Origin of the sequence: Nocardia neocaledoniensis (assembly GCF_029868625.1) — a bacterium.
In the GTDB taxonomy this organism is placed as follows: Bacteria; Actinomycetota; Actinomycetes; order Mycobacteriales; family Mycobacteriaceae; genus Nocardia; species Nocardia neocaledoniensis_A.
This window is the reverse complement of the sequence record NZ_JARWOJ010000186.1, coordinates 1-21,492: the sequence shown is the minus strand read 5'-3', so window position 1 is coordinate 21,492 and position 21,492 is coordinate 1. Positions and strand designations below refer to the sequence as shown.

General features: G+C 70.9%; 22 protein-coding genes. 15 read left to right on the top strand and 7 right to left on the bottom strand.

Features of this window, described 5'->3' with window-relative positions; genetic code table 11:
* The first annotated feature begins 91 nt into the window (after positions 1 to 91).
* Together QH270_RS13560 and QH270_RS13555 are read left to right on the top strand one after the other, a co-directional pair.
* Complete coding sequence (locus QH270_RS13560; RefSeq protein ID WP_280341617.1) at positions 92 to 1,318, top strand: cytochrome P450 family protein; 1,227 nt, start codon at positions 92 to 94, stop codon at positions 1,316 to 1,318.
* A 223-nt stretch (positions 1,319 to 1,541) separates the two neighbouring features.
* A complete protein-coding gene (locus QH270_RS13555; RefSeq protein WP_280341615.1) occupies positions 1,542 to 1,751 on the top strand; it encodes a hypothetical protein in 210 nt (69 codons plus the stop codon).
* 27 nt (positions 1,752 to 1,778) lie between these two features.
* On the opposite strand, the gene QH270_RS13550 is transcribed toward QH270_RS13555, so the two are convergent.
* Positions 1,779 to 2,444, bottom strand: coding sequence for a hypothetical protein (locus QH270_RS13550; protein WP_348537655.1), 666 nt, complete (start codon positions 2,442 to 2,444; stop codon positions 1,779 to 1,781).
* Between the two features lie 439 nt (positions 2,445 to 2,883).
* Between QH270_RS13550 and QH270_RS34670 the strand changes: the two genes are divergently transcribed.
* Both QH270_RS34670 and QH270_RS13545 read left to right on the top strand, forming a co-directional pair.
* A complete protein-coding gene (locus QH270_RS34670) occupies positions 2,884 to 3,084 on the top strand; it encodes a hypothetical protein (RefSeq protein WP_432420357.1) in 201 nt (66 codons plus the stop codon).
* Positions 3,081 to 3,665 carry a nucleotidyl transferase AbiEii/AbiGii toxin family protein gene (locus QH270_RS13545; RefSeq protein ID WP_280341611.1) on the top strand — a complete coding sequence of 195 codons (585 nt, stop codon included), beginning with the start codon at positions 3,081 to 3,083 and terminating at the stop codon, positions 3,663 to 3,665. Before QH270_RS34670 ends, QH270_RS13545 begins: the two co-directional genes overlap by 4 nt.
* A 69-nt stretch (positions 3,666 to 3,734) precedes the next feature.
* Here the strand turns inward: QH270_RS13545 and QH270_RS13540 are convergent, their stop codons facing one another.
* Positions 3,735 to 4,670, bottom strand: coding sequence for a PDR/VanB family oxidoreductase (locus tag QH270_RS13540; RefSeq protein ID WP_280341608.1), 936 nt, complete (start codon positions 4,668 to 4,670; stop codon positions 3,735 to 3,737).
* Positions 4,671 to 4,834: 164 nt separating this feature from the next.
* Here QH270_RS13540 and QH270_RS13535 point away from each other — a divergent pair, with 164 nt between their 5' ends.
* From QH270_RS13535 to QH270_RS13485, 11 genes are all read left to right on the top strand, one after another.
* Positions 4,835 to 5,995 carry an acyl-CoA dehydrogenase family protein gene (locus tag QH270_RS13535; RefSeq protein ID WP_280341606.1) on the top strand — a complete coding sequence of 387 codons (1,161 nt, stop codon included), beginning with the start codon at positions 4,835 to 4,837 and terminating at the stop codon, positions 5,993 to 5,995.
* Between the two features lie 15 nt (positions 5,996 to 6,010).
* Positions 6,011 to 6,535 carry a YiiD C-terminal domain-containing protein gene (locus tag QH270_RS13530; protein WP_280341604.1) on the top strand — a complete coding sequence of 175 codons (525 nt, stop codon included), beginning with the start codon at positions 6,011 to 6,013 and terminating at the stop codon, positions 6,533 to 6,535.
* Entirely contained in the window at positions 6,532 to 7,437 is a 906-nt protein-coding gene (locus tag QH270_RS13525; RefSeq protein ID WP_280341602.1) for an alpha/beta hydrolase family protein, read from the top strand. The genes QH270_RS13530 and QH270_RS13525 overlap by 4 nt, the downstream gene beginning before the upstream one ends.
* 8 nt (positions 7,438 to 7,445) lie before the next feature.
* Positions 7,446 to 8,576, top strand: coding sequence for an ABC transporter ATP-binding protein (locus QH270_RS13520; protein ID WP_280341600.1), 1,131 nt, complete (start codon positions 7,446 to 7,448; stop codon positions 8,574 to 8,576).
* A 31-nt stretch (positions 8,577 to 8,607) separates the two neighbouring features.
* Entirely contained in the window at positions 8,608 to 9,975 is a 1,368-nt protein-coding gene (locus QH270_RS13515; protein ID WP_280341597.1) for an ABC transporter substrate-binding protein, read from the top strand.
* Positions 9,975 to 10,832, top strand: coding sequence for a metallophosphoesterase (locus QH270_RS13510; RefSeq protein ID WP_280341644.1), 858 nt, complete (start codon positions 9,975 to 9,977; stop codon positions 10,830 to 10,832). The genes QH270_RS13515 and QH270_RS13510 overlap by 1 nt, the downstream gene beginning before the upstream one ends.
* A 1-nt stretch (position 10,833) precedes the next feature.
* Positions 10,834 to 11,787 carry a carbohydrate ABC transporter permease gene (locus QH270_RS13505; RefSeq protein ID WP_280341595.1) on the top strand — a complete coding sequence of 318 codons (954 nt, stop codon included), beginning with the start codon at positions 10,834 to 10,836 and terminating at the stop codon, positions 11,785 to 11,787.
* Positions 11,777 to 12,589, top strand: coding sequence for a carbohydrate ABC transporter permease (locus QH270_RS13500; RefSeq protein ID WP_280341594.1), 813 nt, complete (start codon positions 11,777 to 11,779; stop codon positions 12,587 to 12,589). The genes QH270_RS13505 and QH270_RS13500 overlap by 11 nt, the downstream gene beginning before the upstream one ends.
* 27 nt (positions 12,590 to 12,616) lie before the next feature.
* Positions 12,617 to 13,201: a hypothetical protein gene (locus tag QH270_RS13495; RefSeq protein WP_280341593.1), complete on the top strand. Its 585-nt coding sequence runs from the start codon at positions 12,617 to 12,619 to the stop codon at positions 13,199 to 13,201.
* Positions 13,202 to 13,572: 371 nt separating this feature from the next.
* Positions 13,573 to 13,971 carry a hypothetical protein gene (locus tag QH270_RS13490; RefSeq protein ID WP_280341592.1) on the top strand — a complete coding sequence of 133 codons (399 nt, stop codon included), beginning with the start codon at positions 13,573 to 13,575 and terminating at the stop codon, positions 13,969 to 13,971.
* Positions 13,971 to 14,591 carry a hypothetical protein gene (locus tag QH270_RS13485; RefSeq protein ID WP_280341591.1) on the top strand — a complete coding sequence of 207 codons (621 nt, stop codon included), beginning with the start codon at positions 13,971 to 13,973 and terminating at the stop codon, positions 14,589 to 14,591. The genes QH270_RS13490 and QH270_RS13485 overlap by 1 nt, the downstream gene beginning before the upstream one ends.
* Positions 14,592 to 14,717: 126 nt before the next feature.
* Here QH270_RS13485 and QH270_RS13480 read toward each other — a convergent pair whose 3' ends face one another.
* Genes QH270_RS13480 through QH270_RS13460 form a run of 5 tightly spaced genes read right to left on the bottom strand, consistent with a single transcriptional unit; the run spans position 14,718 to position 21,304 of the window.
* A complete protein-coding gene (locus QH270_RS13480; RefSeq protein WP_280341590.1) occupies positions 14,718 to 16,085 on the bottom strand; it encodes an acetyl-CoA carboxylase biotin carboxylase subunit in 1,368 nt (455 codons plus the stop codon).
* Positions 16,082 to 16,720, bottom strand: a complete 639-nt coding sequence (locus tag QH270_RS13475) for an acetyl-CoA carboxylase biotin carboxyl carrier protein (RefSeq protein WP_280341589.1) — start codon at positions 16,718 to 16,720, stop codon at positions 16,082 to 16,084. The genes QH270_RS13480 and QH270_RS13475 overlap by 4 nt, the downstream gene beginning before the upstream one ends.
* Positions 16,705 to 18,399, bottom strand: coding sequence for an acetyl-CoA carboxylase, carboxyltransferase subunit beta (gene accD / locus QH270_RS13470; RefSeq protein WP_280341588.1), 1,695 nt, complete (start codon positions 18,397 to 18,399; stop codon positions 16,705 to 16,707). Before accD ends, QH270_RS13475 begins: the two co-directional genes overlap by 16 nt.
* Complete coding sequence (locus tag QH270_RS13465) at positions 18,396 to 19,964, bottom strand: PfaD family polyunsaturated fatty acid/polyketide biosynthesis protein (RefSeq protein WP_280341587.1); 1,569 nt, start codon at positions 19,962 to 19,964, stop codon at positions 18,396 to 18,398. Before QH270_RS13465 ends, accD begins: the two co-directional genes overlap by 4 nt.
* Positions 19,964 to 21,304, bottom strand: coding sequence for a hypothetical protein (locus QH270_RS13460; protein ID WP_280341586.1), 1,341 nt, complete (start codon positions 21,302 to 21,304; stop codon positions 19,964 to 19,966). The genes QH270_RS13465 and QH270_RS13460 overlap by 1 nt, the downstream gene beginning before the upstream one ends.
* Between the last annotated feature and the right edge of the window lie 188 nt (positions 21,305 to 21,492).

Sequence of the window (21,492 nt, the reverse complement as noted above, 5' to 3'; positions counted from 1 at the left end):
GCCGCAAGCCATTCCATCCCGACCTCCGATCGCCTGATCGAGATCACCCGAGTCCGGTGAGTCGTGCACCGGGCGCCGGTACCGTCGCGGGATGGCCGACATCACCGCAGCTGCCCCCGTCGCGTCCATCGGCGCCGACTTCTTCGACGATCCGCACGCCCACTACCGGCGCTGGCGCGCCGAGGCCCCGGTGCACCGGGTCCGCTTCCCCGACGACGTCATCCGCTGGGTGATCGTCGGCTACGCCGAGGCCCGCCAGGCCCTGGCCGATCCGCGCCTGGCCAAGGACGTGGTCCGGGTCGACGCGATCGTGCACGAGAAGCGCGACTCCACCCCGTCGGACCCGAACGTGCTGACCCTGCTCAGCCACATGCTCAGCACCGACCCACCCGCGCACACCCGGCTGCGCAAGCTGGTCAACAAGGCGTTCACCGCCAAGCAGGTCGCCGCGTTGCGCCCGCGGATCGAACAGATCACGGCCGCGCTGCTCGACGCGATCGCCGAGCGCGACGAGGTGGATCTGATGGCGGAGTTCGCCAATCCCCTTCCGGTGACGGTGATCTGCGAACTGCTCGGGGTGCCCTACGCCGATCGTGCCGACTTCCAGGCCTGGACCAGGGCGCTGGTCACCGTGGTCGGGGAGGGCGAGGACACCGAGCGGCCCGCCGCGTCGGCGGCGATGGTCGGCTACCTGGCGGACCTGGTGCGGGCCAAGCAGGCCGATCCCGCCGACGACCTGCTGTCCCAGCTGGTACTGGCCGATGACGACGGCGACCGGCTCACCGACCGGGAGCTGGTGTCGATGGCGTTCCTGCTGCTCGTCGCCGGGCACGAGACCACCGTGAATCTCATCGGCAACGGCGTCAACGCGCTGCTCCGCGACCGTGCGCAGTGGGAGTCCCTGTGCACCGACCCGTCGGGCGTGCCCGCGGCGATCGAGGAGTTCCTCCGCTACGACGGACCGGTCGGCATGGCGACGGCGCGCTTCACGACCGAGCCGGTCACCCTGGGCGGCATCGAGATTCCCGCGAACGAACTGGTCTACGTCTCCCTCGCGGCCGCCAACCGCGACCCCGCCCGCTTCGCCGACCCGGACACCCTGGCCACCGATGGTCACCCCACCGGGCACCTCGCCTTCGGCCACGGCATCCACTTCTGCGTCGGCGCCCCCTTGGCTCGCCTCGAAGCCGAAATCGCCTTCACCACGCTGCTCACCCGTTTTCCCGAGCTGCGCCTGGCACCCGCGGCGGCCACGGTCGCTTGGCAGACCAGCACACTCATCCGCGGTTTGCTCGAACTCCCGGTCCGACTGCGCTGAGCAGAGATCGCGCCACCCGGGTCGCGGCGGCTGCGCATCGTCCATCCCCGCGGGTTGCGCGATGCCGCCGATCCACGACCGCGGCGGGAGCACCGCGGGGCCGGATCACTCGCCCCGCCCACCGATGCCGTGCGCACCGGCCGGCGGGCGCTACCGGGCGGGTGTGTCGGGTCGGCGGCGTAGCATCGGGCTCGATCCAGCTGTCCACGGCAACGAGGTGACCATGTCCAAGAAGCTCGCGTCCGTCCTGCTCGCCACCGTGGCGGTCAGCCTGCCGCTGTCGGCGGCGCCCGCCGTGGCCGCCGCGCCGGCCGCCGCGTCCGTGGCCTCCGGTTCCGCCGAACTCCCGCTCGCGATTCTCGACACGCTGGTCTGCCTGATCCAGCTGCCGCCGTCGGCCTCGGGTGATCCGTCCCAGGGCTGCAACACCTGAGAGATCGCGGGCCGTCCTGCAGACCGGCTAGAACAGGCTGGTCTGTACCGGGGCCGAGGTGGCCGTGATGGCAGGGTCGAGCACGATCCGGCGCCCGATCAACCGCGAGTCGTTGACCAGCAACAACTCCCCGTCGCCTGACTCGTCCGCGCAAGCGATGGTGTGGCCGTGGGCGGTGACGGCGTCGAGGACGTACTCGCCGCGATCCTCGGTGAACTCGAGGGCATCCGGGAAGCGGCCTCGCGCGTGGAGGGTGTCGTAGAACTCCCGGCCGCCTGACCAGGCTGTATCGGTGCGGGAGGTCTCCGCGGGCAGGACCCCCGCCGCGTGCTCGGCCGCGTCCGCGACGGCGGCCTCCACCGCCGCCCAGGGCCGCAACGGTCTGGTCAGGATCCTGGTCTTGGTGACACCGGCGACGGCCTGCCGGAACCCGGCCCGCTCCGACACCGCCCGCTCCAGCTCGCGCACATGCAGCCCGTCGGGCGAATCGGTGATGAACCGCGCCACCAGCGCCCCCTGCTCATAGAGCCGGCGATGCCGCCGCACCGCCGAGGCCGTCCCCACCTTCGTCATCCCGTCCCCGAAGTAGGCGATGTACAGATGGTGCGGCTGCGCCACGTACTCCCGCACCTGCTCCGGCAACCCCGACAACGGCCCCCGATGACTGTGCACCACCGCCCACCCCTCGGTCACCCGGCACTGCGCACATTGTTTCCCACTGTCGACCCTCGCCCACCGCGGACACACCTGCCGTCCCCGCCGCCCACCACCGAACCCGTGATATCCCAGGCAATACCGCGCATCCCCGTCCACCCGGAACGCCAACCGGGTCCCGACCCCCGGCAGAAATTCGATACTGCCGTCCTCCCGGATCAGCTCGTAACTCCACCGCCCCTGCTCGTCCCACCGTGTCCCGCAATACAGAGCAGACCCCGCCATCATCCCGCGAACCTACCGGAACCCGCGCCACGCACCTCCCACTGACCGAACGGACCACGAGTCGCAGACTGCCCAGGGCTCGTCCGCGCGAGCACGGCCGTCGGCCCCATCGTGTGTGCGGGCCTGAACCGACAGGCCGACGTCTGGTCGAACTGGTGAGCATGCCTGCGACGTCCTGACGTAACCTGAGGGGGTGACGGAAGAAACACCAGCTCAGCGGCTTCGTCTCGCACTCGAGATGTCCGAATTCGGCGTGCGGATGTACCGCATGCGAATGCGCCGGATGTACCCGCTCGCCTCGTCGACCGACCTCGATGACCTTGTCGCGTCCTGGCTATTGTCCCGATCTGGAACCGGAGAAGCATTCGGCCACCCGTCCGCCCGATTCGCGTGAACGCACTCGAATCAGCGCTGCGGCGAGCGCGAGCCGATATCGACAAACTGGGGTACCGGTGGGCGCTCGTCGGCGGATTCGCCGTATCGGCCCGCTCGATTCCCCGATTCACCCATGACATCGACCTCGCGGTGGCGGTGGCCAACGACACCGATGCCGAAGCCGTGGTACGCAGCATGTTCGACGCGGGTTACACCATGCACGCGTCCGTCGAGCACGACAACGGCCGTCTCGCCACGATCCGCTTGCGCCGAAATTTCGATGGCGTCCCCGTTCTCGTCGACCTACTGTTCGCGAGTTCAGGAATCGAGTCGGAGATCGCCGCCGGGGCTGACGAGATCGAGATCGTCCCCGACCTCAGTCTCCCCGTAGCAACCACCGGTCACCTGATCGCACTCAAACTCCTGTCCCGTGACGACGACACGCGACCACAAGACCTCGCGGATCTGCGCGAATTGCTGAGCGTTGCCACCGAGGCGGACATCGCGGCGGCTCGCGCGGCCGTGCGCTTGATCGAGGACCGCGGCTATCACCGCGACCGCGACCTGGAAGCAGATCTGGACATGCTGATTGCCGTCTGACCCTTCGCGTTCACCGGCTCGACAGTCAGTGCCCGTAGGAGCTGTCACGTTCCGATGAGTGAACGTGACTCACAGGTCCAGGATCAGGACTTCCGAGTGGGCTCGGGAGACGCAGAGCATCATGGTTTTGCCGGATTCGCGTTCCTCGGGGGTGAGGAGGGAGTCGCGGTGGTCGATGGCGCCGTCGAGGACGGGGGTTTCGCAGCTGCCGCAGGTGCCTTCGCGGCAGGAGGTGATGACGGGGACGCCTGCTGATTCGAGGACGTCGACGATGGAGCGGTCGGGGGCGATGCGCAGGGTTCGGCCGGTCTGGGCCAGGTGGATCTCGAAGGCGGCGTCGGGGCCGGTGCGTTCGACGGCGCGCGCGACGAATCGTTCGGTGCGCACGGTGATGCCCTGACGCTGCCCTTCGGCTTCGACGGCGGCGAGGAGGGGTTCGGGCCCGCAGCAGTACACCATCGCGCCCGGGCTCGCGGCCAGCACATCGGCCACCGGGAGCAGACCGGACACGTCCTGGGGAACCAGGTTCACCGCCGGATACCGGGCGGTGAGCATGTCCGCGAAGGCCATGTGCGCCTTCGTCCTGGCACCGTAGTGCAGGGTCCAGCGCGCGCCGGCGCGGTCGGCGGCGGCGATCATCGGCAGGATCGGGGTGATCCCGATCCCGCCGGCCACGAACGTGTATTCGGGCGCGGCGCTCAGTTCGAAGTTGTTGCGCGGCGACGACACCGACAGTGCGCTGCCGGGCAGCGCGGTGCGGTGCAGGTACGCCGACCCGCCCCGGCCTGCCGGTTCGTGCAGGATCGCGATCCGCCAGCGATCGCGCTCGGCCGGGTCGCCGCACAGGGAGTACTGCCGCACGCCCGCGTCCCCGACCGCCACATCGATGTGCGCCCCCGGCGTCCACGACGGCAATTCCCCACCGTCGGCCGCCGCGAGCACCAGCGCGAACACCGCGTCGGCTTCGTCGGTTCGTTCGATCACCCGCACGCTCAACCCGGTCACGCTCGTGCCCTTTCGCAGTCCGGCCACTCTCTACGGCGAAGTCGTCCCCTTCACCGTGGGGTCCGCGCCCCGCCGCCGCGCCCGCCCCATGCCGAGTCGATTGGACCGATCGACATTCACTATCGCCCCGGCAGCGGACACGGGCCCCACCCGACACTGACCCCATGACTCCAGTGGCGGAACTGGTCGACAAGACCAGACAGTTCGTGGCAGACCACGTGATCCCGGTGGAACGCGAGGTCGTGGTCGGTGGCCGGGTCACCGACGACGCCCTGCGCCTCGACCTGCAGAAGAAGGCCAAGGAGGCCGGGGTGTTCGGCCCGCTCTCCGATCCCGAATACGGTGGTCTCGGCCTCGACACCAGGGCTCAGGCCGAGGTGCTCGAGGCGGCGGGCGCGAGCCTGCTCGGACCGCTGGCGGTCAACGCGTGGGCGCCCGACGACGGCAACATCCACCTGCTGGCCGCGGTCGCCAACCCCGAGCAGCGGCACCGGTACCTGGCTCCGCTCGCCGCGGGCGAGGTCCGTTCGGCGATCGCCATGACCGAACCCGCCCCCGGCGCCGGCTCGGACCCGCGGATGCTGGCCACCGTCGCCGAGGAGACCGATTCCGGCTGGGTCATCAACGGCCGCAAGCACTTCACCACCGGCGCTCAGGGCGCCGCGTTCACCATCTGCGTCGCTACCACCGTCGACGGGCCGACCATGTTCCTGGTCGATCAGGACAACCCGGGGCTGCGCGTGGGCCGCCGGATGCCGACGCTGGATCACACCAGCGCGCCGGGCGGACACTGCGAGGTCGAGTTCTCCGACTGCGAGGTCCCCGAGTCGGCGATCCTGGGCACGGTCGGGCGCGGCCTGGATCTGGCGCAGGTGCGGTTGGCGCCCTCGCGCCTGGTGTTCTGCATGAACTGGCTCGGCCTGGCCGTGCGCGCCCAGCAGCTCACCATCGAGCACATCAGCGGCCGCACCTCCTTCGGTGTGCCGATCGCCGATCACGGCCTGGCCCAGGGCCTGATCGCCGACAACGAGATCGACATCGCCGCCGCGCGCGGGCTGATCCGTACCACCGCGGCCACCATCGACGAGCACGGCGCCGCCTCCGGGCAGGCCAGGCACGAGGCCTCGATCACCAAGACCTTCGTCTCCGAGGCGGTCTGGCGGGTGCTCGATCGCGCGGTGCAGCTGCACGGCGGACTCGGCGTCTGCGAGGACCACCTGGTGGCCCGGTTCCTGGTGGAGGCCAGGGCTTTCCGCATCTACGAGGGTCCGTCGGAGGTGCTGCGCTGGTCGATCGCGCGGCGCGTCCTGCGCGGACCGCGCTGAGAGGAGGACGACGAGATGACCCGCAGCATCGCCGGATTCGGCGCCGCCTACCCCGCCCTCGACCCCGACGCCGTCGACTTCGACTACCTGCGCGACGCCTCCCAGGCGCTCGTGCCGTTCGGCGCGCACGTCGGGACCGTGATCACCGAGATCTCCCCGGACCGCTCGGTGGTGGAGATCCCCGCCGAACCGGTCATGTGCAACCACATGGGCACGGTGCATGCGGGCGCGCTGTTCACCGCCGCCGACATCGCGGGCGCCGCGGCGTTCGTCGGCGCGGCCGCGCACCGCCTGCACACCATCGACCGGCTGGTCCTGCGCGGCGGCACCGCCGCCTACCGGAAGCCGGCGCGCGGCCGCATCCGCGCGGTCGCCACCGTCGACGCCGCCGAGCTGGCCATGATCCTGGCCGCGACCGCGTCCACCCGCTTCGGCCTGTCCGGTCGCGCCGAACTGCTCGACGACAACGACGTGCTCACCGCCGAATTCACCTTCGACTACGTGTGCGATGTCCGCATCGCCGGAACGGACGACGCATGAATCCCACCTCGCGCACCGATTCCGCGAAGGACGGCGCCACGGTGACCACGCCCGACACCGCCCTGGTCGACACCGTGGACGGTGTCCGGTTCACGGTGCGCTGGCTGGCCGCCGAGGACCCCTCCGCCCCGGTGGTGCTGATCCTGCCCGCGATGGCGATGAAGGCCCGCAACTACCAGGCACTGGCCAAGGCGCTGCACGCGACCGGGCTGTCGGTGGCCACCGTCGATCTGCGCGCGCACGGCGAGGCCGAGCCCGCGCTCGGCGAACACACCGACTTCGGTTACCGCGAGATGCTCGAAATCGACCTGCCCGCCATCGTTTCCGTGATCGAGCAGCGGTTCCCGCAGGCGCCGCTGCACCTGTTCGGGCACAGCCTGGGCGGTCAGCTGGCCCTGCTGTTCGCCGCCGCCGAACCCGAGCGGGTCGCCGGGGTGACCGTGATCGGCACCGGCACCGTGTTCTGGTGGGCGTTCGGTCCGCGCCGCTGGTTCGAGGCGCTGAGCCAGATCCAGTGGATCGGTCTGGTCGCCCGCGTCAAGGGGCACTGGCCGGGTGGGGTGCTGATCCCGGCGCCGATGCCGGGCGGGGTGATGGTCGACTGGTCGATCCACTCGCTGACCAGCTACTACCGGCCGCGCGGCACCACCCGCCGCTACAACTCGCTGCTGGCGCGGATGACGCTGCCGGTGCTCGCGATCTCGCTGTCGGAGGACGTGCTCGGCCCGAAGTCCAATGTCGACTTCCTGGTGTCGCGGATGCCCGCCGCACGGGTCACCCAGTGGCACATCGACGCGGACTCCGCGGTCGAGCACCGCGATCACTTCGCCTGGTTGAAGGATTCGCCCGCGATCGCGACCGAGGTGTCGCGCTGGATCACGACCGGCACCGCGCCGGCCTGAGGAGAGACGTGGCACGACTGCAGATCCAGGCGGTGTCGAAGAAGTTCGACACCGACTACGCGGTGCGCGAGGTGAGCCTCGACATCGCCGACGGCGAATTCATGGTGCTGCTCGGCCCCAGCGGCTGCGGCAAATCCACCCTGCTGCGGATGATCGCCGGGCTGGAGGAACCCAGCGAGGGCCGGATCCTGGTGGGCGGCACCGACGTCACCGACGCCGCGCCGCAACGCCGTGACCTGGCGATGGTGTTCCAGAGCTACGCGCTCTACCCGCACCTGTCGGTGGCCAAGAACATCGGCTTCCCGCTGCGGGCCCGGCGCAGGCCGCGCGCGGAGATCGCCGAGCGGGTGGCGGAAGTGTCGGCGACCCTGGAGTTGTCGGCGCTGCTGGACCGTCGCCCGGTGGCGCTCTCGGGCGGGCAGCGGCAGCGAGTGGCGTTGGCGCGGGCCATGGTTCGCGATCCCGGCGCGTTCCTGATGGACGAGCCGCTGTCCAATCTCGACGCCAAACTGCGCAGCGCGACGCGCGCCGAACTGATCGCCCTGCACCAGCGGTTGGGGGCGACGTTCCTCTACGTCACCCACGACCAGGTCGAGGCGATGACGATGGCCTCGCGCATCGCGCTGCTCAACGAGGGCCGGGTCGAACAGTGCGGCACCCCCGCCGAGCTCTACGACCAGCCCCGCTCGACCTTCGTCGCCGGATTCCTCGGCGCGCCACCGATGAACCTGTTCCCCGCCGTCGTCACCGCGGCCGAGGGCGCGCTGCGAGTGACGGCCGACGGGGTCGACGCCGCCCTCGCCATCACCGACGATCTCGACGCCGCCACCCCGGTGATCGCCGGTATCCGGCCCGAACGCCTGCGCATCGACCCCGCGGCCAACGACGTCCGCGGCACGGTGCGCATGGTCGAGAACCTCGGCAGTGAGGAACTGGTGCATCTCGACGCGGGCGCGACCAGCCTGTGCGTGCGCGCCGCGCGCCCGGCCGGTGTCGCGGCGGGCGAGAACATCACCCTGCGCGTGGATCCCGCCGACATCCACCTGTTCGACCCCGATACCGGTTTGCGGCTGACCTGGCGTGCGCCGCAACCGGATCCGCCCAAGCCCGTGGACGCGGCGGCCGTGCCCGTCCCCTGATTTCCCGCACCACTCGATGAGGAGAACCACCATGAAACGCACCCTGCCCATCCTGGGCGTGGTGTTCACCACCGCGGTCGCCCTGAGCGGCTGCGGTCTGGGCGGCACCGTGTCCTCGGACACCACCTCGACCGCGCAGATCCCGGAGCTGAAGCCCGACCAGCAGGTCTCGATCACCTTCGAGTCCTACAACTACGGTCTCGCCGGTGCCTGGACCGATACGTTCAACGCGCTGATCGCCGACTTCGGCAAGAAGTACCCCAACATCAAGGTGACGGCGCAGAAGCCGCAGGGCAACAGCCCGAACCCGGCCACCGACACCATCTCCAGCATCCAGAACCAGATGGTCGCGGGCACCCCGCCCGATGTCGCCCAGCTCGGTTTCTCCGATCTGGACTTCACCATCAACCAGCTGCAGGCCAAGCCGCTGGACAGCCTCGTCGGCAAGCAGGAGGTGGCCGCCAACTTCGACGGCCGCCACGCCTACGCCCCGCGCGCCCGCGTCCTCGACGACTGGAACGGCCACACCTACGGCGTGCCGTTCGTGTTCTCCACCCCCGTGCTGTATTTCAACGCCTCGCTGTTCGCCGAGGCCGGGCTCGATCCGGCCAAGCCGCCGGCCACCTGGGCCGAGGTCGCCGCCACCGCCGAGCAGATCGCCGACCGTACCGGCAAGGGCGGGGTGTACATCGACTGCCTGACCAAGACCGCCAAGGACTGGTGCTTCCAGTCGATGGTGCGCTCCAACGGCGGCCGGGTCATCTCCCAGGACCGGCGCACCCTCACCTACGCCGACACGCCCGTCGTCGAGGTGACGCAGATGGCGCAGAACCTGGTGAACTCGGGCAGCATGCCCAAGCTCAACCAGAAGCAGGGTTACGAGGCGTTCGCGCGCGGCGAGATCGGCATGATCCTCGAGACCAGCGCCATCCAGGGCACCTTCGTCACCGGCGCCAAGGACAAGTGGGATCTGCGCTCGGCGGCGATGCCCGCCTTCGGCGACAAGCCGACGGTGCCCACCAATTCCGGTGCGGGCCTGCACATCCTGTCCAACGATCCGGCCAAGCAGCGCGCCTCGTGGGAGCTGATCAAGTTCCTCACCAGCGAGGAGTCCTACATCAAGATCGCGCAGAACATCGGCTACCTGCCGCTGCGCACCGGCCTGCTCGACCAGCCCGACGGCCTGAAGGACTGGGCCGCGAAGAACCCGCTGCTGAAGCCGAACGTCGCCCAGCTGGGCACCATGGAACCGTGGGTCTCCATGCCCGGCAACAACTATCTGCAGATGCGCGACGGCATGATGGACGCGGTCGAGGCGATCGTCTTCCAGGGCAAGGATCCGCAGTCGACGCTGACCGCCGCGCAGGCCGAGGGCGCCAAACTCATCCCGGCGGCATGATGAGTGATCTGACCATCGTCCAGCTCACCGACACCCACCTGCGCCCGACCGGTGAGCTCGTCCACGGTGTCGTCGACACCGACGCCAACCTCGCGCGGGTGCTCACCCAGCTGCGCGCGGCGGGGCAGCACGTGGATGCCCTGGTGCTCTCGGGTGACCTGTCCGACAACGGGTCACCCGAGGCGTACCGGCGGCTGCGGGCGGCCGTGGAGCCGGTCGCGGCCGAGCTCGGCGCCGAGATCGTCTATGTGATGGGCAATCACGACGAGCGGGCGGCCTTCGGCGAGGAACTCCTCGATCGGGCGCCCGGTTCGGTGGATCCCGCCCTGCCGCACGATTCCTGCGTCGAGATCGCCGGCCTGCGCGTCATCGCGCTCGACAGCACGACACCGCTGCGGCACGAGGGCAGGCTCGAACTCGAGCAGCTGGCCTGGCTCACCGACCAGCTGCGCACGCCCGCGCCACGGGGCACGCTGCTGGTGCTGCACCACCCGCCGATCCCCTCGCCGGTGGCCACCGCCGATTTCCTCAAACTCGAGGACGCCGACCGGCTGGCGGAGGTCATCGAGGGCTCGGACGTGCGGATGATCCTGTGCGGCCACAACCATCTGACCGCCGCGGCGGCGGTGGCGGGGATTCCGGTGTGGATCGGTCCGGCGCTGTCGTACCGGATCGATCCGATGGCACCGGCCGGGCGCCACCGCGGGTTCGCCGGATTCGGGTACAGCCGTATCGATCTGGTCGGTTCGACCCTCCTGGCGACCGCGATCGAGGCGACGGAGGCGGTGCCGGTCTACGACCGGCCCGAGGCCGAGGTGCTCGAGCAACTCGCGGCGATCGCCGCGCGGACGCGGTGACATGTTCGTCATCGACGATCGGCAGGACCCGGCGCAGGCGGTGCACGTCGCCGCTGCGCCGGGTCCGCGCCGGTTCACCCGTCGCGCGCTGACCCGCCTCGTCGCGCCGTACCTGTATCTGGCGCCCGCGCTGGTGCTGCTGGTGGTGTGGACGTATCAGCCGCTGGCCCAGGCCGTCGAGCTGTCCACCTATTCGTGGAACCTGCTGCCGACCGCGCCGATGAAGCCGGTCGGGACGGCCAATTACGAACGGCTGCTGGATCTTCCGGCGTTCTGGGGCTCCCTCGGCCGCACCGCGACCCTGATCCTGGGCCTGCTGCCGTTCACGGTGCTGCTGCCGGTGCTCATCGCGCTGGCGAGCCGGCGCGTGCACGGCCGGGCCCGCACCATCTATCAGGCGCTGGTGTTCGCGCCGTTCCTCGTCGCGCCGGTCGCGGCCGCGGCGGTGTGGCGGTGGCTGCTCCACCCGGGGTCCGGGTTCGTCGACCAGCTGCTCGGCACCGGCCACAACTGGGTGTACGACGCCTCGACCGCGCAGGCGGTGATCATCCTGATCACGGGGTGGCAGCTGCTCGGTTTCGCGACGCTGGTGGTGTGGGCCGGGCTGGCCGGGATCAGTGGCGACTACAGCGAGGCCGCCCGGGTCGACGGGGCTACGCCGGGCCAGATCCGGCGCTGGATCACCCTGCCGCTGCTGTCCCCCACCCTGCTGTTCCTGGTGCTCACCACCGTGCTGCTCAGCCCCACCCTGTCGTTCCCGCTGATCGACTCGATGACCCAGGGCGGGCCGTCGCAGGCCACGACCAACATCTACTACCTGCTCTGGGACTACGCGTTCCACAGCTTCGACGCCGGGCTCAGCGCCGCGGCGGGTGTGCTGTTGTTCGTCGGCTTCGGCGCGTTGGCCGCGGTGCTGGTCTGGATCTCGGAAAAGGTTGCTGTTCATGATGATTGACCGTCTGCGCGCGGCGGGCAGCCATCTGCTGCTCGCCGCGACGGCGCTGCTGTGCGTGTTCCCCATCTACTGGCTGTTCGCCACGGCACTGCGCCGTCCCGAGGACGTCACCTCGCTGGCGCCGCTGCCGTGGCCGCTGTCGATCGACAACTATCTCGACGCGGCACAGAAGGTGGACGTCGCGGGCCTGATCGCCAACACGTTCTTCGTGGCGATCCTGTCGGCGGCCGGACAGCTGCTCATCGCGCTGCTCGCCTCCTACGCGTTCGCGATGTACACCTTCCCGCTCCAGCGGCTGATGTATCTGGCCTTCGTCGGCGTCTGGCTGGTGCCGTTCCAGGTGACAATGCTGCCCAACTACATCCTGCTCAACGAGCTGGGCCTGATCAACACGCTCATCGGCTGCGTGCTGCCGACCCTGTGCTCGGCGCTCGGCGTGCTGCTGTTGCGCCAGCACATGTCGGCGTTCCCGAAGGAGCTCATCGCCGCCGCGAAAATGGACGGCCGCTCCTCCTGGGCCATCCTGTGGACCGTGGTCGTCCCCAACCTGCGCCCCGCGCTGGCCGCCCTCGGCATCCTGCTGTTCATCAACGCCTGGAACGAGTACTTCTGGCCGGCCGTGGTCCTGCGCCAATCCAACGACGTCCTCCAACTGGGGCTGCGCAGCTTCATGGGCACCGAGGGCGATCAGTGGGGTCCCATGATGGCCCTGGCCAGCCTGGCCTGCCTTCCGGTCCTGCTGCTCTACCTGGTCCTCCAGCGACACATCGTCAACGCCTTCGTCCGCTCCGGGCTCAAGTGAGCGCCGAGCCCCGTTCACAATGGTCGAGTGGGTTTCACACTCTGCCGTGACGCGACGGCCGCCGAGTGGCTCCTCGAGCAGGGGCTCGCGTGGCATCGGCTGGCCGCGCGCGGCCCGGCCGGATACCCCGGATACGCTCGGGTCAGGTTCATCCCCGACCCGAGCTTTTCCGGGCAACAGCTGAACGACGTCCGCTTCGATCAACGCGCACTGTCGGAGAAGGAACAGGTCGGCATGGCGTTGGAAACCCTGGCACGCTTCACGACCACGCCCGACACCTGCTATTTCGCGCTCTGGAACGGGCGGAGCACGATCACTGTCGACTCGGCGCCGCAGCTCGTGATTCCCCACCGGGACTACTGGCTACTCGCTGGCGCGCTCGCCGACTACGCGGACTGGAACAGCGATGATCGCGAACGATGGCCGTTCGGCGATTGCCCCGATCCCGCGTTCATCTGGCCCGCGGACCGTGCGTGGTGTGTCGCCCACGATGTCGATCCGCACTTCGCCTCGATCGGTGCCGACGCGGAGGCGATAGCGCTGCTCGTGGCTGATCGGCGCCTCGACGCCGTGCCCGACGACCCGTCGCGCGAGCCGCCGTATTGGTACTGACGCGCGCTCTGTGCGGTGTCGGAGAACGGTTGGTGCCGAAGTCGGATCCATCCCGCTTGACGAAGCTTGTCGCGGATCATAGATCAGCCCATGACGGTGGGTTCGGTGGTTCGGGGGCGGGTATCTCGGGTGGGGGTGCTCGTGGGGAGTCTCGTGGTGGCCGGGGTGTGGGCCGCGAGTTGGGCGGTGGCGCAACCGTCTTCGACGGTGCCACCCTCGGGCACAACGACCACGACCTCCGGTGGTGGGACCAGCGACGGGTTCACACCGACAGTGCGGGCCCCGGCTACCGCCAGGCAGGGTGGCTCGATCTCGGTGTCCGGGACGAACTGGCTGTGCGGTGAGGTGAGGTCCGGATCCTCGCTGTCCCGGTGGTCACGGAGCCGGTCATCACCGAACCGGTCGTCACCGAACCTGTCGTCACCGAGGAGCCGCCCGTCATCGACCCGGTGCCGCCGACCGCCGAAGCGCAAGGCCCGGACGGATCCTCGGGGTCGCCGTCGGCCGGGCCGGTCGGGCTCGTCGGTCTGCTGCTCGTCGGCGGGGCCATCGCGCTCGCTTTCCGTGGACGATCACGCACACCTGATCCGCGACCACCCGGGGTGGGTGTCCGCGTCCCGCCCGAACAGCGATCCCCCGAGGTCAGTGTTCGCGTCCATGCCGATCCACGGCCACGCCTGGTGGTCAGGACCGAGCCACCCCGGGTGCCGACCGTGGCGATCAGGACGCACCGACCGGAACCGATCATCACCGTGCGAGAGGTCCGCTGATGTTCCCCGACGCCCTGACCGCGCGAGCGGTGCTGTACGACAACGCCTCCCACGAGGTCGGGCGCGCCGAGCTGACCGCCCGCTTGCGCGAGCTCGGCTTCGATCGCGAGATACGGCTGGCCGCACCGGCGCTGGGCCCGCTCGTGCGCGATCTCGCGCTGCCCGAGATCGCGGCCGCCGTGGACGGCCTGCTCGACATCAGCGTCGGCGACGCGGCGCTCGCCGGGTGGCGCGGATACGACCGGCTCCGTGGCGCCGCCCAGCGCACCCGCACCGGCCCCGAGGAGAACGTCGAGCTGCTCGCCCACGACCTCACCCACACCTACCGACCGCGCCTCGAGATCCTCGTGGACGGGCAGTCGTCCGGATCGCTCACCCTGGAACTCGTGCTCGCACTGGAGGTGCAGCCGCTGGCGGCGACCGTCCGCGACGCGCATCTCGTCGCCCTCGGCCTCGGCGACTGCACCGTCTCCGTCTCGGTCGGCACCGCGTCGGTCGGGACGATCATCGAGCGCCGGCGCGACATCCCGACCGCACGGATGGTCGACCTCCGCAGGCCGGTCCCCTTGCTCCTGAACGGCCGCCCCGGCCCGCAGCGCGGTCCACGCCCGTCCACCTGAACGCGCGACGCCCACATGCCCTCTCGCGCAAGCGCGGTCGACCGCACCGAACCGTCGTCACCCGCGGCCGGTCGGCCGGATCGTCGAGGCGGGCTCGGCGCATGGGCGATCCCTCGGGGGCGGCGATCAGCGCACGGCGACCGGTGTGTTCAGCTCGCCGATGAGGGCCGTGTCGTGGGTGGCGGACCGGAAACGCGGATGGTCGAGGATGTCGTGGAGGAAGTCGGTGGTGGTGGCCACGCCGGGGCCGGTGATGGTGGTCTCGGCTAGGGCGCGGCGCATGCGGGCGATGGCGGTTGGGCGGTCGGGAGCCCACACGATGACCTTGGCGAGCAGCGAATCATAGTGTGGCGGAACGGCATAGCCCGCTGCGACATGTGTGTCCACGCGCACGAAGGGACCTGCCGGGAGCGCGCAGTCGACGAGGGTGCCGGGGGCGGGCGCGAACGCGCGTTCGGGGTCTTCGGCATTGAGGCGGCATTCGATGGCGACCCCTCCTGGCCACTGATCGGCGTCGAGGGTCAGCGGTTCACCGGCCGCGATCCGCAGTTGTTCGGCGACCAGATCGACGCCGGTGACCATCTCGGTGACCGGGTGCTCGACCTGGAGGCGGCAGTTGACCTCCATGAAGTAGAACGCGCCGTCGGGGGCGAGCAGGAACTCCACGGTGCCCGCGCCCACATAGCCGGCGGCCGCGCACCCGCGCACGGCGGCGGCGCCGATGCGTTCGGCCAGGTCCGGTGACAGGCCGGGCGCCGGCGCTTCCTCGACCAGCTTCTGGTGCCTGCGCTGCAGCGAGCAGTCCCGCAGGCCGAGGTGGACGACCGTGCCGTGGGTGTCGGCGAGGATCTGGACCTCCACGTGCCGGGCCGACTCCAGGTAGCGCTCGACGTAGAGCCTGCCGTCACCGAAGACGGCGGCAGCCGCGGCCCTGGTGTGCTGCCAGGCCGTGGCGAATTCGTCGCCGTCACGCACCACCCGCATCCCGCGCCCACCGCCACCGGCGACGGCTTTGATGATCACCGGATAGCCGATCTCGTCGGCCAGGGCGCGCGCCGCGTCGGGATCGTCGATGGCGTCGCGGCTGCCGGGCAGCAGGGGCAGGCCCGCGTCGGCCATCAGCGCGCGGGCGGTGGACTTGTCGCCGAGCCGGGCCATGACCGTCGACGGCGCCCCGACGAACACGAAGCCCTCCGCCTGGCACACCTCGGCGAAATCCGGGTCCTCCGAGAGGAATCCGTAGCCGGGATGGATGGCGTCGGCGCCGGTGGCGCGGGCCGCCTCGATGATCGCGGGGATCGACAGGTAACTGCGTTTGGCCGGGGCCGGGCCGATCTGGACGCGCTCGTCGGCCAGGCGCACCGCCGCCGAATCACGGTCGGCGGCCGAGTGCACCGCCACCGTCGCGATGCCGAGTTCGCGGCAGGTGCGGATCACCCGGAGCGCGATCTCCCCGCGATTGGCGACCAGCACCTTACGGAAGGGCGGGGTCACCGCAGTGCCTCGAACACGATCAGCGCTTGGCCGTGCTCCACGGCGTCACCGTTGTCGACCAGGATCTCCGCCACCACGCCCTCCCGGGTGGCGGTGACCGGGATCATCAGCTTCATCGCCTCGATGATGCCCACCTGCTGACCGGCGCGGACGGGGTCGCCCACGGCGACGAACGGCGCGGCACCGGGTTCCGGCGCGTGATAGAACACGCCGACGGTCTCGGCGGTGAGGGGAAACGTCGACGCGGCGCCGTCGTCGGCGGGCCGCGCCGCGACGGGCGAACTGTCGGCGGCGGTGTCGGTCGGGACGAGCATCAGATGCCCGGCCGTGTCACCGTCGCCGGCGGGCACCGAGGCCCGCTCGTCCCACGTGATGCGCAGGGACACCGGGCCGTTGGCGACCGTCACCGAGGTCGGGGCCGACCCGGTGGCACGCACGCTCATGGCGTGGCGGCTGAGCACCGCGAGGCTGTGGTCCGCTTCGGTCGGGCTGACCGCCCGCGCGGCGGGGTCACTGGTCACGGACTCGGTCATCGGGGCTGCTCCTGGATCTCGGGGTTCGGTCGCGGCGGGGTCGGTGCGCTGCAGGCCCTGTCGCAGGGCGGTCAGCGGATGGCGGATCAGGAAGTCGACCATGAGGTCTCCGGGAGTTCGCGGGGCAGGCCGTAGCCACGGAAGCGGCTGTGTCGCTGTGCGATCAGCTCCGCGGTCGGCCAGGCGCGCAGTTCGTGCACGGCTTGGCGCACCGCCCGTTTCAGCAGCGCTGCCGCGCCGACGGGATCGCGATCGGCGCCGCCATCGGGTTCCGGGACGACGGCGTCGGCGATGCCGAGCTCGAGCAGGGCGGCGGCGTCCACGCGCAGCGCGGCGGCGGCCTGTGGCGCGGCGGCGGGGTCCTTCCAGAGGATGGCCGCGCACCCCTCGGGGCTGATCACCGAATAGATCGCGTTCTCGCACACCAGGACCCGGTCGGCCAGCGCCAGCGCGAGCGCCCCGCCGCTGCCGCCTTCGCCGGTGATCACGGTGACCACCGGAACGGGCAGTCCCGCCAGCAGTTTCAGCGATTCGGCGATGGCCACCGCCTGGCCCTGTTCCTCGGCCTCGATGCCGGGATAGGCGCCTGCCGTGTCGACCAGCGCGACGACCGGACGGCCGAGCTTCGCGGCAAGGCGAAGCACCCGGACGGCCTTGCGATAGCCCGCCGGAGTGGGCATCCCGTAGTTGCGTTCGGTGAGTTCGGGGCCGGTGTGGCCCTTCTGGGTGCCGAGCACGACGACCGGCAGGCCGTCGAGGCGGGCCAGGCCCGTGATCATGGCGGGGCAGTCGGCCGCCATGCGATCGCCGTGCAGCTCGACGAAGTCGTCGAAGGCGCCGGCGAAATAGTCCAGTGCGGTGGGCCTGCCGAGCCGTCGGGCCGCGCGGACGCGATCCCAGGATTCGCCGCTGGTGAGTACGGCGGGGTCGGTGATCACCGCGTCGGCGTCGCCGGGCCCGGTGTGGCGCTGCGGCCGGTTCGTCATCGCGACCAGCCGCGAGAGCCGGGTACGCAGGGCCCAGCGGTGGCAGATCATGTCGACGATGCCGTGTTCCAGCAGGAATTCCGCGGTCTGGAAGCCCGCGGGCAGGGTCTGGCCGATGGTCTGCTGGATCACCCGCGGGCCCGCGAAGCCCAGGCGCGCACCGGGTTCGGCGATGATGATGTCGGTGGCCGTGGCGAACGACGCCGCGACACCACCGTAGGTGGGGTCGGTGATGATCGAGATGGTCAGCACGCCGGCGTCGTCGAGCCGGCGCAGCGCCCTGCTGGTCTTGGCCATCTGCATCAGCGCGACGATGCCCTCCTGCATCCGCGCCCCACCCGAGGCGGTCACGAGCACCAGCGGGGCCCGGTCGGCCAGCGCCGCTTCCGCCGCGGCGGTGACCGCCTCACCGACGGCACTGCCGAGACTGCCGCCGAGGAAGCGGAAGTCCATGACCGCCAGCACGATCGGTGTGCCGTCGAGGGTGCCGCGCACGCACCGGATCGCCTCCGGCAGCTCCGTGCTCGTCCGCGCCTGCTCGATCCGCTCGGAATAGGCGCGGGTGTCGGTGAAGCCGAGCGGGTCGGTGACGGTCGCCGCGGTGGCGATCGGCCGAGCCGTCCCCGCGTCGAGGAGCTGGTCGACCCGCTGGTCCGCGGTGAGCATGCCGTGGCCGTCGCATTCGGGGCACACCCGGCTCGCCCGCTCGTAGCGTTTGCGGTAGATCATCGTGTCGCAGGCGGGGCACAGCATCCAGGCGGTGCCGGTGGTCGCGGTGGTGTCGACGAGTGTCATCGGTCCTCCAGCGGGCGGGGGATGTAGCGGGCACACGCCGCGGGCAGCCGCACACCGGCGGTGCGCAGCTGGGTGACGCGGGTGAGGTAGGCGGCGCCGAACAGGAGCTGTCCGGCGATCTCGGCGACGGCGCGGTTCTCCGGCGCGGCGAGGTGCGAGCCCGCCACCCAACTGTTGAAGGCGCCCATCGCGGGCCCGCACCAGATCTGGTAGTCGGCGACCCGATCGGCCTCGCCGCGGATACTCCAGCCCGAGGACAGCCCGAGGTACCACCGGAACACCAACGCCATCTTGGCTTTCGGGTCACCCTCGGCCCCGGTCAGCTGGGCCGGGTCGCGCTCGGTGAAGTACCGGACGCACTCCTGCCACACCTCGTCGAGCGGCCTGCGGAACAGGGTGGATTCCAGGTCGGCGCGCAACGGTCCCGGCAGGGCGTCGAGCCCCGGGTAGGCGCGGTAGGTGTCGTAGAGCTTCTGCGCGCGGGCCGCGAACATCGTGCCCCGGCGCAGCACCTGCACCTGCACGCCGAGTTCGAACATGTCCGAGGACGGCGACATGGCGCAGTCGGCGAATTCGGCGCGCGCCAGCAGGGTCTTGGTGGCGCCGCACTGCGCCGCCTCGACGGCCGACTGGTTGACCGACCCCGTCACCACATAGGCGGCGCCGAGACCGAAGGCGGCCGCGACGGCGTCGGGTGTGCCCAGGCCACCGGCCGCGCCGATCCGCACGCGGTCGGCGCCGGGCACGGTGGCGGCCAGGCGATCCCGGGTGGCGATCAATTCCGGCAGCAGGACCGTCAGCGGCCTGCGGTCGGTGTGCCCACCGGAGTCGGCCTCGGCGGTGATGTCGTCGGCCATCGGCACCTGCTCGGCGAGCCGGGCCTGCTCGGCGGTGATCCGGCCCGCCGCGACGAGTTCGCGCAGCAGCCGGGTCGGCGCGGGGCGCAGGAACAGTTCGGCCACCTCGACCCGGGAGACCTTGGCGATCACCCGGTGCCCGATCTCGATGCCACCTCGCCGGTCGACACCGAGGCCGAGGGCGCGGTAGCGCACCACCTCGGTGGTCAGGTCCATGAAGGCGGAGGCCTCCACGCAGCGCACGCCGTGGCGCAGGCAGGCGTCGACGATCGCCCGTTCCAGCGCGGGTTCGCTCGGACTGTGGATGAGATTACAGGCGAACGGCTGCGCGCCCAGTTCCCCGGCGAGCTCGCCCAGTGCCGCGTCCACCGTGGCCGGTGCGACACCCGCGGCGCCGTAGGCGGCCAGGTAACCGTGCCGCGCCATGGCTTTCACCAGGGCGGGCGAGGCGATGCCGTTGGCCATCGCGCCCGCCGCGTAGGCCGCGCGGACACCGTGGGCCGCGCGGAACGCGCTGTCGCCGAGGCGTTCCGGTGGCAGCGGTGCGGCCGCGGCGAGCACCTGGGCCCGGGCGGCGACGCTCTCGTCGGCGGTGGCGCCGACCTGTCCGTCGGCGCGGACGATCCACACCGGCGAGTCCAGATCGAGCAGCAGGGCGGTGATGGCCTCGGTGGTGGTGGCGACCGCCACGGTGCGCATCGTGGTCATCACGCGCTCCGATCGACGAGTTCGACGGCCAGGTCGGTCACCTCGTAGATGCGCAGCCCCGGCTTCCACAGCGAGCCGTCCACCACCGCGGTCACGCCGTGCGGCCCGCGGCGCAGCGCCTTGATGTGGGCTTCGAGCTCGACGGTGCCGTCGGTGGGCAGGAACTGGCCGCGGTAACGCCAGCTGAACGGGAGATCGGCCGGGATGCGGAACACCGGGTCGGCCATGTCGGCGGCGTGGCCGGCGTCCAGGAGCCATTCCTGGACCGCGTGGATCACCGACTCGACGCCGAGCGAGCCGGGGATGACCGGATCGAGGTGGAAGTGGCGCGCGAAGAACCAGTCCGCCGGGTCGATGGGCCGCAGCGAATGCAGGTATCCCGCACCGTGTGCGCCGCCGCCGTCGACCACCTCCACCTGGTCGATGAGGGCCAGTGTGCGGCGCGCGCACAGGGGTGCGTTCGGGTCGGCGCGGCGGGCGGCCACGTCGATCGTCCTGACCTCGGCCGCCGGGTTCTCGGCCAGCCAGGACGGCGCGGGCCGCCCGGCGTCGAGCCCGGTCTGATTGGCGAGCGCCTCGTCGCTGAAGTAGCCGAACATGGTCTCGCCGGTGTAGAACGGCGCGCCGTCCACGCTGAGCGTGTAGTCGAAGGTCTGCAGGGAGGAACCGGGCAGGATCGTCGTCGACAGCATCCGCGAGGACTGTTCGATGGTGCGGTCCCGTAGGTCGACCTGCCGCAGCACCGTCGCGGTGCCGCCGAGATTGCGCAGGCTCAGGGTGGTGCCGGGCTGGGTCAGCGTCGGCCCGGCGTAGTAGCCCATGAGCAGCGCCGCCTGCAGCGAGGTCTCCATGTACACGAAATGCGGCATGGATTCGTTGGCGGTGTCGGCGTAGTACCAGGAGTCGGCGGGCGAGTCGTATTCGGTGGTGTAGGCGGCGCGGTCGAGAGTGCCTCGCGCGCCGTCGAATTCGCGCACACGGTCGACCAGGAGCAGTCCGCCGGTGGGCAGCCGGGTCGCGCGGACCCCGGTGTACTCCGCGAACTCCGGGCCCATGGCGATCGCCTGGTCGCCGCGCGCCAGATGGGTCATGTGGAATTCGTTGAGCAGCAGGTTCGGTACGGCCTGGCCGGGGCCGACGCCCACCCCCGGCGCCTCGGTGACCGTGACCTCGACCGACATGCCCGGTTCCCCGCCCGAGAAGCTCACGGTGCCCGCGACGTGGGGACGGGGAACGAGATCGAGGTCGGTGACGACCAGTTCCACGGTGCCGGTCGTGGCGGCGTGGGCCACGGCCGCCGTCCCGTCGGTCAGCGTGCTGCCGGACAGGCACAGGTGCATGCCGGTGAACAGCGCGAATACCTGGGCGACCTGGCGGGCGGCCGCGCCGGGGGGCCCCCCGGGGTGGGGGGGCGCCCCCCCCCCCCCCCGGGCGGCCGCGGAGAGACGGAGGCGGCAAACCCCGGGGGCCCACCCCCACCCCCCCCGCCCCCGTTCAGGGCGACGCCGAGTTCCTCGAGCTGGTCGAG